The sequence below is a fragment of the Aureimonas fodinaquatilis genome, assembly GCF_008369445.1.
GTDB classification, from domain to species: domain Bacteria; phylum Pseudomonadota; class Alphaproteobacteria; order Rhizobiales; family Rhizobiaceae; genus Aureimonas; species Aureimonas fodinaquatilis.
Genome location: NZ_VTWH01000006.1, coordinates 146,210 through 162,026, shown reverse-complemented (window position 1 = coordinate 162,026; position 15,817 = coordinate 146,210). Strand labels below are relative to the sequence as shown.

Here is a 15,817-nt window from a genome sequence, read left to right as displayed (position 1 = left end):
AGTGCTTCACCATGACAGAAGCACTACGTCAACCATTGCAAGCTTCATGCCATGGTTGAACTGGGCTATGGAACCGATAAACGGATGACATGGATAGGGCAATCCGAAGTCTTCACGGGAGAGGCATATATAATGAATGTGACAGCACGCTACGAGTCGGTGAAGGCAGATATTGCCAATGCGGAGCTTGCCGCAGGGCGCAATCCGGGTTCAACACGGCTTGTTGCGGTTTCCAAAACCTATCCGGCGGATGCCGTGCTGCCATTGCTTCATGCCGGACATCGGCATTTCGGTGAAAACCGCGTGCAGGAGGCGGCTTCGAAATTTCCTGCGTTGCGCAGTGAATTTCCCGATCTTGCGCTGCATCTGATCGGGCCGCTGCAATCCAACAAGGCGGCGGATGCCGTGGCGCTTTTTGATGTGATCGAGACCGTTGACCGGGAGAAAATTGCCCGGGAACTGGCGCGTGAAATGGACAGGCAGCAAAAATGGCCGGAACTCTATGTCCAGGTGAACACGGGCAACGAGGCGCAAAAGGCTGGCATCCTGCCTGACGAGGCGGTGGCATTTGTGGCGCGGTGTCGTCTGGAACATGGGCTGACGATCAGCGGGCTGATGTGCATTCCCCCCGTTGACGAGCAGGCCGGTCCGCATTTTGATCTCTTGCGAAAACTGGCGGGTGAGGCGGGTGTTGACGTGATTTCAATGGGCATGTCCGGTGATTACGAGATTGCGGTGGCACATGGCGCAACCAGCGTGCGGGTGGGCAGTGCAATCTTTGGAGTGCGTTCCTGATGCGGCAAGACACAGGGGTTTGGGATTTCTGGATTGACCGGGGCGGCACGTTTACCGATGTGATCGGGCGGGATCCGCAGCAAAATCTGCATGCGCTGAAGGTGCTGTCGGAAAACCCGCAAGCCTATGGCGATGCTGGCGTGCATGGCATTCGACAGCTTTTGGGTTTGCGCTTGGGCGAGCCGATTGCACCGGGTCTTGTGGGGGAGGTGCGAATGGGCACCACCGTTGCCACCAATGCCTTGCTGGAGCGCAGAGGTGAGCGGCTTGCCCTTCTGACGACCAAAGGCTTTCGCGACGCACTCGCTATTGGCTATCAGGAGCGGAAGGATATTTTCGCCCGCAATATCATCAAGCCCGATGTCCTTTATGATCAGGTTTCGGAAATTGCCGAGCGCGTCCTGGCCGACGGTACGGTGGAAATCGAGCTGGACGAAGCGGAAGTGCGTTCGACACTCAGGCGTTTGCAAAGCGAAGGCTATGAGGCTGTCGCCATTGTTTTCATGCATGCACACCGCTTTCCCGAACATGAAAAGCGCATTGCAGCCATTGCTCGGGACATTGGCTTTGCGCAGGTTTCCGTCAGTCACGAAGTGTCCCCACTGATCAAGCTGGTCGGGCGTGGGGACACGACTGTGGTCGATGCCTATCTGTCACCAGTGTTGGCGCGCTATGTCCAACGCGTGGCGCAAGAACTGAACGTTGAACACTCGGGAATTCGCCTGATGTTCATGATGTCATCCGGTGGGCTGACTGCGGCTGAGCTGTTCCAGGGCAAGGACGCCATTTTGTCCGGTCCGGCGGGCGGTCTGGTCGGCATGGCGGAAACGGGTCGTCTGGCGGGCTTTGACCGCGTCATTGGATTTGACATGGGTGGCACATCCACCGACGTGGCGCATTATGATGGCGAATATGAGCGAACACTGGAAACCGAGGTTGCCGGAGTTCGCGTGCGCGCACCCATGATGCAGATCCACACGGTTGCAGCCGGCGGTGGTTCGATATTGAGCTTCGAGGCGGGGCGTTTTCGGGTGGGGCCGGAATCGGCCGGCTCTGATCCCGGCCCAACTGCCTATCGCCGCGGCGGGCCGCTGACCGTTACCGACGCCAATCTGATGCTGGGCAAACTGCTGCCAGACTATTTTCCCGCATTGTTCGGGCCGGAGCAGAACCAGAAACTCGACGCAGCAGCCGTGCGGGAAAAATTCGATGCCATGGCTGCAGAGCTGGACGATGGCCGCAGTGGCGAGGAAATAGCGGATGGCTTTGTCACAATAGCGGTGGCAGCCATGGCCGAGGCTGTGAAAAAGATCTCCGTACAGCGTGGGTATGATGTATCCGCCTATGCACTGAACTGTTTTGGCGGGGCTGGCGGGCAACATGCCTGCCTGGTTGCTGATGCATTGGGCATGCGTCAGGTGCTCATTCATCCATATTCCGGCCTTCTGTCGGCATTTGGCATGGGGCTGGCCTCCATTCGCTCGGTTCGTCAAAAATCGCTCGATGTTCCGCTGGATGATGAAGCGCCCGCCAAAATTGCTGAACTGGCTAAGGAGCTGCGTCACAGTTGTCTGGATGAGCTGATTGCGCAGGGCATAGGAGCACAGAACAGCGATTATTATTGCAGGGTGCATATTCGCTATGCCGGTACAGACACCAGCCTTGCCGTTGCCACAGACCAGAGTGTGGCCATGCTTCGATCGCGGTTTGAAGAGTTTCACGTGAAACGCTTCGGCTTCAGCGATGAAAATAAGCCGTTGGTGGTTGAGGCGGTCGAGGTTGAACTGGTTGGAGGCGGGGCAGAATTGCCGGCGTTGCAAATCGACGAAGGTGATGGCCAGCCACGAATTGATCAAACCACGAGACTGTTTTCCGGGGGGAAATCACATCAGGCTGCGGTCGTACTGCGTCAGGATATCCAGGCCGGTCAGGCAGTAAATGGTCCAGCGGTGTTGATCGAGCCGAACCAGACTGTCGTGATTGAGCCAGGTTGGCAGGCCCGTCTGACCACCGGTAATGATATTGTTTTGACGCGCGTGGAAGCACTGCCCGCTCGCAAGGCGGTGGGTACGCAGGTTGATCCGGTTATGCTGGAAATTTTCAGCAATCTTTTCATGTCGATAGCCGAGCAAATGGGTGTAACGCTTCAAAACACCGCCTATTCGGTGAACATCAAGGAGCGGCTGGATTTTTCCTGCGCGATATTTGATGCGGATGGCCAGCTCGTCGCCAATGCCCCGCATGTGCCGGTTCACCTTGGCTCTATGGATGCATCGGTTGATGCCGTCATCAAGCAGAACCCAACCATGCGACCGGGGGACGTTTTCTGCCTGAATGCACCCTATAATGGCGGAACCCATCTGCCGGACATCACTGTGGTCACGCCTGTCTTTGACAAAGCCGGCAAAGCAATTCAGTTTTTTGTAGCGTCCCGTGGTCACCATGCCGATGTCGGCGGCATTGCACCGGGCTCCATGTCTCCGCTGGCCACCACTATTGAGCAGGAAGGCGTGTATATCGACAATTTCAAGCTGGTGGAAAAAGGCCGGCTTCGAGAGGAAGCGTTGACACGGCTGCTGACGGAGGCACCCTATCCTGTTCGCAACGTGGCGCAAAACATCAATGATCTGAAAGCGCAAATCGCTGCAAATGCCAAAGGTGTTGCCGAGCTGACTCGAATGATCAGCGATTACGGGCTTGATGTCGTGCAGGCCTATATGGGGCATGTGCAGGACAATGCGGCCGAAAGTGTGCGCCGGGTGCTGGAGCAATTGCCGGACGGGCAGTTTACGCTGGAAATGGACCAGGGGTGTGAAATCAAGGTCTCGGTCTCGATAGACCGGCAGAAACGTGAAGCTACGGTCAACTTCACCGGCACATCGCCACAGCGGGACGATAACTTCAATGCTCCCTCAGCCGTTACGCGTGCCGCGGTGCTGTATGTATTCCGCGTGCTGGTCAGCGATCCCATTCCTATGAATGCCGGCTGCCTGCGGCCAATCAAGCTGATTGTTCCGGATGGCTCAATGCTGTCGCCGCGCTATCCAGCGGCGGTGGTTGCCGGCAATGTCGAGGTCAGCCAGGCGGTCACCAACGCATTGTTCGGGGCGGTCGGGGCGCTGGCCGCTGCGCAGGGCACCATGAACAACCTGACCTTCGGCAACCAGAACTACCAGTATTATGAAACAATCTGTTCCGGTGCACCGGCGGGGCCGGGGCATGATGGCGCGGATGCAGTGCACACCCATATGACAAATTCCCGGCTGACCGACCCGGAAATTCTGGAAAGCCGTTTTCCTGTGGTGCTGGAGGATTTTCACATCTGCAAAGGGTCTGGCGGCAAAGGGCGCTGGCATGCCGGAGATGGCACGGAGCGTACGATACGTGCGCGTGAGCGGCTGGAATTTGCGATACTTTCCGGCCATCGCCGTGTTGCGCCTTTTGGTTTGGCGGGCGGTGAGCCGGGGCAGATTGGCAAAAACCAGGTGCGGCGAGCCGATGGCGTTGTGGAAGACCTGCCGGGCTGCGCCGCCACTGTGCTGCAGCCGGGTGAGGCCTTTATTCTAAAAACCCCTACCGGTGGTGGTTACGGCGAGCCGCAATAAAGAGTAGTGCAATATTGCGACAGGCACCGGCAGTTAATCTCACAAAGGGTATTTTTTTGCTTCGGTGAGATGGTCTAGATTGTGACGAGGCACTCTGAATTTCGGTGCATATTCATGCGGGAGGAACAGGAATGGAACCTACGGTCGTCGATATCAAGGACGAGTGGAAACAAGGCGCCGGGCTTGATGAGGCGGGTTATGCCGCGTGGTATGCGCAAAGCTTGCAGGATCCGGATGGATTCTGGGGAGAGCAGGGCAAGCGGATCGACTGGATCAAGCCATATACCCGTGTGAAAAACACGTCCTTTGAACCCGGCAATATTTCCATCAAATGGTATGAAGATGGAACGCTGAACGTTTCAGCCAATTGCATTGACCGTCATCTGGAAAAGCGTGGCAACCAGACCGCCATTATCTGGGAAGGAGACGACCCGGCAGATTCACGCGCCATCACCTATCGCGAACTGTATGAGGAGGTTTGCCGCATGGCCAACCTTCTTAAAGAGCGCGGGGTAAAGCGCGGCGACCGGGTGACGCTGTATATGCCAATGATACCGGAGGCGGCCTTTGCGATGCTGGCATGCTCCCGCGTTGGAGCCATCCACTCCGTGGTGTTTGGCGGCTTTTCGCCAGATGCACTGGCGGGCAGACTGGAAGGTGCTGCGTCTTCGGTTTTGATAACGGCTGATGAGGGGCTGCGCGGCGGCCGTAAAATCCCGTTGAAGAAAAATGCAGATCGGGCGGTCGAGATTGCCGGCAAGGCTGGTCAGGCCGTGGACACGGTGATTGTTGTGCGTCGCACGGGTGGCGATATCAATGTCGTCGAAGGGCGAGATGTCTGGTGGCACGAAGCGCGGCTTACCGTTGCGGCCGAATGCCCGCCGGAAGAAATGAGCGCTGAAGATCCGCTTTTCATCCTCTACACCTCGGGTTCAACCGGCAAGCCAAAGGGTGTTCTGCACACGACGGGCGGCTACCTCGTCTATGTTTCGCTGACCCATCAATATGTTTTCGATTATCGCGATGGCGAAGTTTACTGGTGCTCTGCAGATGTGGGCTGGGTGACGGGCCATAGCTACATCGTCTATGGCCCGCTGGCCAATGGCGGCACGACATTGATGTTTGAAGGTGTGCCGAATTACCCGGATACATCGCGGTTCTGGCAGGTTGTCGACAAGCATAAGGTGTCGATTTTCTATACGGCACCAACTGCCATTCGCGCGCTGATGGGCGCGGGCGATGAGCCGGTGCTGAAAACCTCACGCAAATCCTTGCGGGTTCTGGGGTCTGTGGGTGAGCCTATCAACCCTGAAGCGTGGAACTGGTATTACCGTGTCGTCGGGCAGGAGCGTTGCCCCGTGGTGGACACGTGGTGGCAGACGGAAACCGGGGGCATCCTCATCAGTCCGCTGGTCGGGGCAACAAAGCTGAAGCCCGGCTCAGCCACATTGCCGTTCTTTGGCGTTGTGCCGCAGCTTGTGGACAATGAAGGCAAGGTGCTGGAAGGTGCGGCGGATGGAAATCTGTGCCTGACGGATTCATGGCCATCACAAATGCGAACAATTTTCGGCGACCATGACCGGTTTGAGCAAACCTATTTCTCCACCTATCCGGGCAAGTATTTCACCGGCGATGGATGCCGTCGTGATGAGGATGGCTATTACTGGATCACAGGCCGGGTGGATGATGTCATAAACGTTTCAGGCCATCGCATGGGCACAGCAGAGGTGGAATCCTCGCTGGTAGCGCATCCGCTTGTGTCTGAGGCCGCTGTGGTCGGCTATCCGCATGACATCAAGGGGCAGGGCATTTACTGCTATGTCACCCTGATGGAAGGGGTGGAGCCAACGGATGAGTTGCGCAAGGAACTGGTCCAGCATGTGCGCAACGATATAGGCGCGATTGCCTCACCGGACAAGATTCAGTTTTCTCCGGGCCTGCCGAAAACCCGATCGGGCAAAATCATGCGGCGCATTCTGCGAAAGATTGCCGAAGATGATTTTGGCGCGTTGGGAGATACATCAACCCTGGCAGATCCGGGTGTGGTGGATGATCTGATCGGAAATCGCCAGAACCGCAAAGGCTGATGACGTCTCGTTGAAACGGATCGTTTTGACGTCAAGATAACGTGACCTGGCAAAGAAATACTGCGCAACAGGTGATCAAAGGATCACCTGTTGCGGGCGTGCGCGGTAATTTGTTCTTCGTATAACGCAGGCCGGCATGAAAATGCGGGCGACCTTGCCAATAATGGTTCACGCAGAAATAGTATATCGGCTGTGTAACTGAGTTTGGTGGAGGTAAACTGGCATGACAAAGGCAAAATTCCCCGTCGTGGATAATGGCGCGCCGTTCCGCGTGGAAAACGACACGACGGCTGGCTACTGGCATCATCGCCCCGAAAATACTCTTCCTCCACCCGACATGATGGGCGCTTATATGCGCAACCGGCCAGTGCCCGGAAATCAGATCAAAGGGCGCAGAGCATGGATCATCGGTAGCGGCATCGCCGGGCTGGCGGCCGCGTTTTACATGATCCGCGACGGCGGAATGGCGGGCGAAAACATCACCATCCTCGACGCCATGGATATAGAAGGTGGCTCGCTCGATGGAGCCGGCAATCCGGATGACGGCTACATCATTCGCGGTGGCCGCGAGATGAACTGGAACTACGACAACCTGTGGGACATGTTCCAGGACATACAGGCGTTAGAGCTGCCCGAGGGTTACAGCGTTCTGGACGAATACCGGCTGGTCAACGACAACGACCCGAACTACTCGAAAGCTCGCTTGATGCACAAGCGGGGCGAGATCCGCGACTTTTCAACTTTGGGCCTGTCCCATTCGCAGCAATGGGAGCTCATCCGCCTGCTGCTGAAGCGCAAGGAAGATCTCGACGACATCACCATTGAGCAATATTTCAGCGCTGGCTTCCTGGAAACCAATTTCTGGTATCTCTGGCGCTCGATGTTCGCGTTCGAGAACTGGCAAAGCCTGCTCGAAATGAAACTCTACATGCACCGTTTCCTTGATGCACTCGACGGCCTCAAGGACATGTCGGCGCTGATTTTTCCCAAGTACAATCAATATGACAGCTTCGTGCGGCCGTTGGTCGACCATCTGAAGAAGCAGGGTGTCAAGGTCCAGTTCGACACGCGTGCCTACGACCTCGACATGGCGGTGGAAGGCGCAGCTCACACTGTCACCGCGATCCGCACAAAAATTGGTGAAAAGGATGAGGTGATCGCCGTCGGCCCGAACGACGTGGTGTTTGCCTTGACAGGATCAATGACCGAAGGCACCGCCTACGGCGACATGGAAACCGCCCCTGTCCTCCAGCGCGGACAGCACGAACCCGGCGAAACGAGCGACTGGGCACTGTGGAAGAATCTCGCGAAGAAATCCCCGGTGTTTGGAAACCCGCAAAAATTCTATGGCGATATCGATCAATCGATGTGGGAGTCGGTCACCCTCACATGCAAGCCGTCGCCGTTTGTGGAAAAGCTGAAGGAGTTGTCGGTCAACGATCCCTATTCGGGTAAGTCCGTTACCGGCGGCATCATCACCTTTACTGATTCAAACTGGGTGCTCAGCTTCACCTGCAACCGCCAGCCGCATTTTCCCGACCAGCCCGGTGACGTGCTCGTTGTCTGGGTCTATGCGCTGCTGATGGACAAGCAAGGCAACTACGTCAAAAAGCCAATGCCCGCCTGCACCGGCCGGGAGATCATCGCCGAGCTTTGCTATCATCTCGGGATTGAGGATCAGGTTGATGCGGTTGTCGCCAATACCAAAGCGCGCCTCGCCCTCATGCCCTACATCACATCCATGTTCATGCCGCGAGCGGCCGGGGACCGGCCTCATGTCGTTCCCGCTGGCTGTAAAAACCTGGCGCTGCTGGGCCAGTTCGTTGAAACGTCCAATGATATCATCTTCACCATGGACAGTTCGATCCGAACTGCGCGCGTCGGCGTTTACACCCTGCTCGGGCTTCGCAAGCAGGTGCCGGACATCAGCCCCGTTCAATATGACATTCGCACGCTTTTCAAGGCTGCGCGGGCGCTAAACAATGACCAGCCGTTTCCCGGCGAGCGCCTGCTTCACCGATTGCTCGACAAGACTTACTTCGCGCATATACTTCCGCCGCTTCCAGAGCGTGAAGGGTCTATACGCGAGAGGGCGGAAAGCGAATTAGCAGGGCTGCTGGGCGCAGGCGAACAGGCGGCCGGTCGTGTCTTTGGCTGGCTGGAAAAGCTGCGCGAGGATTTCACCGACCGAAAAAAGGGTGGCTGAAATGCAAAGAAGCGTGTCAGCCTATCTTGCGATCACCGACACGCTCCAACTCTTTGATCTGGCCATTTTATTGCCGTTGAAACAACCGCGTTTCAACGGCAATACCAGTTTTAAGCGCCGGTTTCCGGCTTTTGGTCAGCGGGTTTGTCGCGGTTGAAAATCCGCATAACAAACACGAAGAACACTGGCACAAACAACAGGGCCAGAACGGTTGCCGAAATCATGCCGCCAATAACGGCGGTACCAATTGCATTCTGGCTGGCGGCGCTGGCTCCGGTGGCAATCGCCATCGGGATAACACCCATGGTGAATGCCAGCGACGTCATCAGAATTGGCCGGAAGCGCAAGTGCGCCGCTTCAACAGTGGCGTCTGCCAGGCTCTTGCCTTCCTTGCGCAGATCTTTGGCAAATTCCACAATCAGAATGGCGTTTTTGGCAGACAGACCGATAATGGTGATGATGCCAACGGTGAAGTAGACGTCATTGTCCAGCCCACGCAACATGACGGCGATGACGCAACCTATAACGCCCAGGGGCACGACAAGCATGACCGAAAACGGAATGGACCAGCTTTCGTAAAGCGCTGCCAGACACAGGAACACGAACAGAATGGACAGGGCTATCAGGAAAGGTGCCTGGGAGCCTGACTCGATCTCCTGCAGCGACTGGCCGGTCCACTCGAAGGCAAAGCCCTCGGGCAGGGCTGAAGCCAGCCTTTGCATTTCAGCGATTGCATCGCCACTGGAATAGCCGGGGGCGGCGCTGCCGCTGATGCGGGCAGACGGATAGCCATTATAGCCGATCAGCTGCGAGGTACCGACAGTCCAGTTTGCAGTGGCCACCGAAGACAGCGGCACCATTCCACCCTGAGAGTTGCGCACATTGAGGTTCATAATGTCTTCAATGCGCATTCTTGCCCGTTCATCGGCCTGCACAGTCACGCGTTGCATGCGCCCGACATTTGGAAAGTCGTTCACATAGGCCGAGCCCAGACTGGTGGAAATGGTGGAGTTGATATCCGCAAAGGTGATTCCAAAGGTGTTGGCCTTTTCGCGGTCAATGTTGATTTCCACCTGTGGCCCGTCTGGCAGGCCATCAAATCGCACATCGGCCAGCACAGGGCTTTCCATCGCAGCGCCGAGCAACTGGTCGCGTGCCGCACTTAATGCTTCCGGTGTCTGGCCAGCGCGATCCTGCAGGCGGAATTCAAAGCCGCCGGTGCTGCCAAGACCCTGAATGGGTGGTGGTGAAAGGGCAAATGCAATGGCATCGCGGAATTGCAGGAGACGCATGGTGAAGGCGCCACCCAGCGCGCCGGCGCTCTGGTCAGCCTCTTTGCGCTCTGACCAGTCCTTCAGCGTTATGAAGGCAAGGCTGGCGTTCTGACCCTGACCAGAGAACGAAAAGCCCTGAATGGTGATCATTTTATCAACCGAAGGATTTGCGAGGATATAGTCCTCACTGGCCTTGGTGACTTCCCGCATGCGGTTGCTGGTGGCACCAGCCGGACCCTGGAAGTTGGCGATCAGATATCCCTGATCTTCCTGAGGCAGGAAGGCCGTTGGAATTTGCACAAATGTGTAGCCAAGCCCAACCAGCAGAGCCAGATAAATTATCATCAGTCGGCCCGCACGGCGCGTGGAACCGCGCACCATGCCGCTATAGCCATGGGATGTCTTGTCAAAACCGCGGTTGAACCAGCCGAACAGTCCGCCCTTCTGGTGATGATGGCCCGCTTTGACCGGCTTGAGGAAGGTGGCGCAAAGCGCGGGCGTCAGTGACAGCGCCATGAGCGCCGAGAACAGAATTGACGTTACCATTGTCAGCGAGAATTGCTGGTAGATAATGCCGACGGAGCCGGGGAAGAATGCCAGAGGCACGAACACCGATGTCAGGACCAGTGTGATACCGATGATCGCGCCGGTGATCTGGTCCATCGCCTTTTTGGTTGCCTCTTTCGGTGGCAACCCTTCTTCCGACATGATGCGCTCAACGTTTTCGACAACCACAATCGCGTCATCCACCAGAATGCCGATGGCGAGCACCATGGCAAACATGGTCAGCACGTTGATCGAAAATCCTGCCACGAGCATGACCGCCAATGTGCCGGACAACGCGATGGGAACGACCAGCGTTGGAATGATCGTGTAGCGGAAGTTCTGAAGGAATATGAACATCACCACAAACACCAGCACCATGGCCTCGATGAGTGTGTGAATAACCTTTTCAATCGACGCCTTTACGAAGGGCGAACTGTCATAGGGTATGTCATAGCCCACGCCTGCCGGAAACAGCGGCGCCAGATTCTCCATAACGCGCGCCACACCTTCGGCAGCATTCAAAGCGTTGCCATCGGGCGAAAGCTGCACGCCCACGGCAGCGCTTGGCTGGCCGTTGAGGAAGGTGTTGAACGCATAGGATTCGGCGTCAATTTCAACATCGGCAACGTCGCGCAGACGCACCAGTGAACCGTCGGCGTTGGTGCGCAGAACAATAGCGCCGAACTCTTCCGGCGTGGAAAGCTGCCCACGCACCAGAATGGTTGCGGTGGTCTGCTGGCTGATCGGGTTGGGCTCTGCACCGATGGAACCGGCAGCGACCTGCGCATTCTGAGACTGGATAGCGTTGGTGATGTCGCTGGTCGAAAGGTTCAGGCCAATCAGCTTGTCGGGATCAATCCATATGCGCATTGCCCGTTCGGATGCGAAAAGCTGGGCGCGGCCCACGCCCGGCACGCGGCGTATTTCGTTGATGACGTTGCGCGAAAGATAGTCGCCCAGTCCGACAGCATCGAGATTTGAGGATTCATCAGCGGTCAGCGCAACGACCATCAAGAAGGCAGAGCTGGCTTCTTCAACCTGCAAACCCTGCTGCATCACCTGTGTCGGCAGCGAGGATTCCACACGTTTGATGCGGTTTTGCGTGTCCACCAGCGCCTGTGAAATATTGGTGCCGGATGCAAAGGTTACGTTGATGGATACCGCGCCGGTGGCGTCACTTGTCGATTCAAAATACAGCAGCCCGGGAATGCCGTTCAGCTCTTCCTCAATGGGCTTGGTAACCTGCAGATACAGGTCTTCTGGCGCAGCACCGGGATAAATCGTGGAAATCGTCAGCTGCGGCGGTGCGACGTTTGGATATTGGGCAATGGGCAGGCTGGGGATAGCGAGTACCCCGGCCAGCACGATGAAAATTGCTACCACCCAGGCAAAGATTGGACGGTCAATGAAAAAACGGGGCATTGGACCTGATCCTTATTCCGCCGATTGATCAGGATCGGCCGCGTCGGTCGCTGCCTCTTCCGATGGGTTTTGCGTGGTTGTCGGATCTGTCCATTCCACAGGTTCAACAGTAGCGCCCGGGCCGGTTTTCTGAAAACCGTCCACCACAACGCGTTCCCCCGGCTTCAAACCGGTGGAGATAATGGCCAGATTGCCCAGGTTTCGGTTGATCGTCACAACGCGGCTTTCAACCGTGTTCTGGTCGTCCAGCACGTAAATCAACGACCGTCCAGCCGTGTCGCGCTGTATCGACTGGTCGGGAACGGCAATCGAGCTTTGGTCAATGCCCTGTTCAAGCGCAACACGGACATACATACCGGGCAGCAGGTCATTATCGGGGTTGGGAAACTCTGCCCGCAATGTCACCTGGCCACTGGAAGGGTCCACCGTGGCTTCTGAGAAGAGCAGGCGACCTGGATGCGGATATGTTGAACCGTCATCCAGCAACAGCTTGGCGCGTGCAACATCGGGCGCAATCTGTTCCAGTGCACCGTCCTTCAGCGCCTGGCGCAGGCGGATCAATTCGCCCACAGGCTGCTGTACGTCGGCATAAACCGGGTCAAGCTGTTGAATGGTGGCCAAGGCTTCAGCGTTGTTCTGGCTGACAAGGGCACCCTCTGTCACCAGTGCGCGGCCAGTACGGCCGGCAATCGGGGCGCGAACAATGGTGTATTCCAGATCAATTTCAGCGGCGCGTTGCGAGGCCCTTGCAGATGCAAGATCAGCCTCGGCTTGTTTCTGATTGGCGATGCTTGTGTCCAGCGTCGCCTGGCTGGTTGTGCGGCTTGCCACAAGCTGTCGTGAGCGGTCCGCATCCTGCGTTGCCTGCAGCAGCACGGCTTCTGCTTTCATGACTGCAGCCTTTGCAGCATCAACCTGCACCTCATAGGTGGCGCGGTCGATTTCAAACATCGGCTGCCCTTCCTCGACGTCAGAGCCTTGCTCAAAAACCCGGCGCAGAATAATGCCGCCCACTCGCGGCCGCACTTCGGCAATGCGTGTGGGTGAAACGCGACCTGGCAAATCAGAAATCACCGGAAGAGGCTCTTGCTTCGCCGTAATAATTCCGACTTGCGAGGGCGGCATCTGTGGCGCCTCGGCCGCAGATTTGTCTTCGCCCTGGCATGCTGCAAGCAGAAGTATAGAGGCCAGCAAAGGCCCGGTGGCGGCGATCTTCAAACTACGCATTAAATTTGCCTCTGAAATATTCGGCTGCGCCGCTTATACATGTTGGTGTGCCGGTTTGGTAGACGTGCCAACACAGGTTGCGCGCCATATAAATACGTTGATGAATGTATAAGTGCAAGGTGTCATCCGGCGATAAATCGACGTAAAAATTCCTATGAATGTTTGCATCCTGCTACTGGTTCCGACGTGCAGCATCGCTCATATGTGCATTTGCAGATGGAAATTTCCCACTGCAACAAGCTCCGGGGAGAGAGTGAAAATGTCTGACGTGCACGATCCTGTTGTCATCATATCCGCCACGCGCACGCCGTTGGGCCGATTTCTGGGCGATCTGTCCGGCCTGACGGCGCCTGCCCTGGGCGCGCATGTTATTGCGGAGGCTGTGGCGAAAAGTGGCATCGATGGCGCTTTGATTGATGAGGTGCTGATGGGCTGCGTGCTTCCCGCCGGGCAGGGGCAGGCACCGGCGCGGCAGGCCGCGCGAGGCGCAGGTCTGGGGGATGGTGTTGGCGCAACCACGGTTAACAAGGTGTGTGGTTCCGGCATGAAGGCAACAATGCTGGCGCACGACATTTTGATGGCGGGTTCTGCCAGGGTGGCTGTTGCCGGGGGCATGGAATCAATGTCGAATGCGCCCTATCTGCTGGCGCGGGCGCGGGCCGGCTACCGCGTGGGCCATGACCGGATCTTCGACCATATGATGCTGGACGGGTTGGAGGATGCTTATGAAGTGGGCCGTCCGATGGGAGATTTTGGCGAAGCGGCGGTTTCTGCATATCAGTTCACGCGCGACGATCAGGATGCTTACGCGGTTGAAACCCTGACACGTGCGCGTGCAGCGATTGAATCCGGAGCGTTCCAATCAGAGATTTCGCCCATTCCCATTGCCATCAAAGGCGGTGAGCGGCTGGTGGATACAGATGAGCATCCGCTGAAAGTCTCGCCTGACAAAATTCCAAGTCTTAAGGCGGCATTCCGGCCAGATGGAACGATCACTGCCGCCAGCGCGTCGGCCAATGCCGATGGTGCTGCCGCAATGGTTCTGGCGCGCCGCTCTTTCGCAGAAAAGCACAATCTGCCGGTTCTGGCGGTTATTCGTGGTCATTCCACCCATGCACAGGAGCCAGCGTGGTACTCAACCGCACCAATTCCGGCCATTCGCAAACTGCTTGAAAAAACTGGCTGGACGATGGGTGACGTGGATCTGTTTGAAATCAATGAAGCCTTTGCGGTGGTCGCCATGGCGGCAGCAAAGGAACTTGGCATTCCACGCGACAGGCTGAACGTTAATGGCGGTGCATGTGCACTGGGGCATCCCATTGGTGCAACCGGTGCGCGGCTGATTGTGACCCTGCTGCACGCGCTTAAAAATCGCGGGCTCAAGCGCGGCGTTGCCTCTTTGTGTATCGGTGGGGGCGAGGCAACCGCAATTGCTATTGAAGTGGCCTGAACCCTCGAAATGAATGGGCATTTTCGCTGACTGAACCACACGAAAATGCCCTTATTATTCAACCAGACACTTCGTCGAACAGTTTTGCATAATCATCTGCTGAAACCGGGCGACCATTGGTGATAGTGGAATGGTCGGCAAGCGCACGTTCCACCATCAACGGCAGCACATCCGCCGGAACGCCCATTTGCGACAGACTTTCAGGCATGCCCAGTTCTTTATTCAGAGTGGAAATGGCTTCTGCCACATCGGCATTTTCCGACAGCCCCATTGCAGTGCGCAAAGCAGCGTATTTTGCTTCATTTCCGGCTTTGTTAAACCGCAGAACAGCCGGGAGAATAACGGCATTCAGCGTGCCGTGGTGCAGGCGCAGTTCCTTCAGGCCTCCCAGCGCGTGGCTCATGCCATGCACTGCGCCCAGTCCTTTTTGAAATGTCATGCCACCTTGCAGCGACGCCATCATCATGCCTTCGCGCGCTTCCAGATCGCCGCCATCACGATAGGCACGGGCGATGTAACGCACGGCACGCGCCAGGCCGTCCAGAGCAATGGCGTCGGCGGGCGGGTTGAAGCGCGGCGATAGAAAGGTTTCGATGCAATGGGTCAGGGCGTCCATGCCGGTGGCGGCAGTCAGGCCAGCGGGCAGCTTCAGGGTCAATGCAGGATCACAGATCGCAACATTCGGAATCATGTAAGGCGACAGGAAACCGAGCTTGCGGCCATCTTCCAAGGTGATGAGCGCGGCACGCCCGACTTCGCTGCCGGTACCTGCTGTGGTCGGAATGGCAATAACGGCCGGTTTGTCCGGGCCAATTCGTTCTATCCCGCCCAATATGGCCGCATATTGCTCCAGTGCGCCGGGATGGGTTGCCAGAAGGGAAACGGCTTTTGCCAGATCAAGCGGTGAGCCGCCGCCAACAGCAACAATGCCGTCACAGCCAGCGGAAAGGTAAAGATCTCGTGCGGCCAGTACGGCGCTTTCAGTCGGGTTGCCCGGCGTGTCGTCAAAAATTGCCGGCTGGCTCAGCCCGCCACCGGCCAAAACAGCATCCAGGACACCGGCTGCGCGCACACCCTTGTCGGTCACGATCAAAGGCCTGTTGATTTTCAACAGCGCCAGTTCACTGGCAAGCAGGTCGATAGCGCCAGTTTCAAACTGAATGCGCGTCAGGTAGGTGATCAGGCTCATGCCAAGGCTCCGTATG

8 protein-coding genes are annotated in these 15,817 nt (G+C 57.0%); 5 read left to right on the top strand and 3 right to left on the bottom strand.

Going from position 1 to position 15,817, the window contains the following annotated elements; genetic code table 11:
- Positions 1–132: 132 nt before the first annotated feature.
- From FPY71_RS18125 to FPY71_RS18110, 4 genes are all read left to right on the top strand, one after another.
- Positions 133–795 (top strand): YggS family pyridoxal phosphate-dependent enzyme, encoded by a 663-nt coding sequence (locus FPY71_RS18125; protein ID WP_149301753.1) that lies wholly within the window; start codon positions 133–135, stop codon positions 793–795.
- Positions 795–4,400 (top strand): hydantoinase B/oxoprolinase family protein, encoded by a 3,606-nt coding sequence (locus FPY71_RS18120; RefSeq protein WP_149301752.1) that lies wholly within the window; start codon positions 795–797, stop codon positions 4,398–4,400. Before FPY71_RS18125 ends, FPY71_RS18120 begins: the two co-directional genes overlap by 1 nt.
- 131 nt (positions 4,401–4,531) lie before the next feature.
- A complete protein-coding gene (acs, locus tag FPY71_RS18115) occupies positions 4,532–6,487 on the top strand; it encodes an acetate--CoA ligase (protein ID WP_149301751.1) in 1,956 nt (651 codons plus the stop codon).
- A gap of 223 nt (positions 6,488–6,710) precedes the next feature.
- Positions 6,711–8,693: an oleate hydratase gene (locus FPY71_RS18110; protein WP_149301750.1), complete on the top strand. Its 1,983-nt coding sequence runs from the start codon at positions 6,711–6,713 to the stop codon at positions 8,691–8,693.
- A gap of 110 nt (positions 8,694–8,803) precedes the next feature.
- Here FPY71_RS18110 and FPY71_RS18105 read toward each other — a convergent pair whose 3' ends face one another.
- Both FPY71_RS18105 and FPY71_RS18100 read right to left on the bottom strand, forming a co-directional pair.
- The gene (locus FPY71_RS18105; RefSeq protein WP_149301749.1) at positions 8,804–11,935 is read right to left on the bottom strand and encodes an efflux RND transporter permease subunit; all 3,132 of its coding nucleotides are present in this window, start codon (positions 11,933–11,935) and stop codon (positions 8,804–8,806) included.
- A 12-nt stretch (positions 11,936–11,947) separates the two neighbouring features.
- On the bottom strand, positions 11,948–13,162 hold the full coding sequence (locus tag FPY71_RS18100) for an efflux RND transporter periplasmic adaptor subunit (RefSeq protein ID WP_149301748.1): 1,215 nt from the start codon (positions 13,160–13,162) through the stop codon (positions 11,948–11,950).
- Between the two features lie 259 nt (positions 13,163–13,421).
- Here FPY71_RS18100 and FPY71_RS18095 point away from each other — a divergent pair, with 259 nt between their 5' ends.
- Positions 13,422–14,612, top strand: coding sequence for an acetyl-CoA C-acyltransferase (locus FPY71_RS18095; RefSeq protein WP_149301747.1), 1,191 nt, complete (start codon positions 13,422–13,424; stop codon positions 14,610–14,612).
- A gap of 58 nt (positions 14,613–14,670) precedes the next feature.
- Here FPY71_RS18095 and FPY71_RS18090 read toward each other — a convergent pair whose 3' ends face one another.
- A complete protein-coding gene (locus FPY71_RS18090) occupies positions 14,671–15,801 on the bottom strand; it encodes an iron-containing alcohol dehydrogenase (protein ID WP_149301746.1) in 1,131 nt (376 codons plus the stop codon).
- Between the last annotated feature and the right edge of the window lie 16 nt (positions 15,802–15,817).

Bases quoted from the DNA above. Each gene is read 5' to 3' on its own strand.
- FPY71_RS18120 (WP_149301752.1), top strand. From the start codon at position 795: ATGCGGCAAGACACAGGGGTTTGGGATTTCTGGATTGACCGGGGCGGC.
- FPY71_RS18105 (WP_149301749.1), bottom strand. From the start codon at position 11,935: ATGCCCCGTTTTTTCATTGACCGTCCAATCTTTGCCTGGGTGGTAGCA.
- FPY71_RS18100 (WP_149301748.1), bottom strand. From the start codon at position 13,162: ATGCGTAGTTTGAAGATCGCCGCCACCGGGCCTTTGCTGGCCTCTATA.
- FPY71_RS18095 (WP_149301747.1), top strand. From the start codon at position 13,422: ATGTCTGACGTGCACGATCCTGTTGTCATCATATCCGCCACGCGCACG.
- acs (WP_149301751.1), top strand. From the start codon at position 4,532: ATGGAACCTACGGTCGTCGATATCAAGGACGAGTGGAAACAAGGCGCC.
- FPY71_RS18125 (WP_149301753.1), top strand. From the start codon at position 133: ATGAATGTGACAGCACGCTACGAGTCGGTGAAGGCAGATATTGCCAAT.
- FPY71_RS18090 (WP_149301746.1), bottom strand. From the start codon at position 15,801: ATGAGCCTGATCACCTACCTGACGCGCATTCAGTTTGAAACTGGCGCT.
- FPY71_RS18110 (WP_149301750.1), top strand. From the start codon at position 6,711: ATGACAAAGGCAAAATTCCCCGTCGTGGATAATGGCGCGCCGTTCCGC.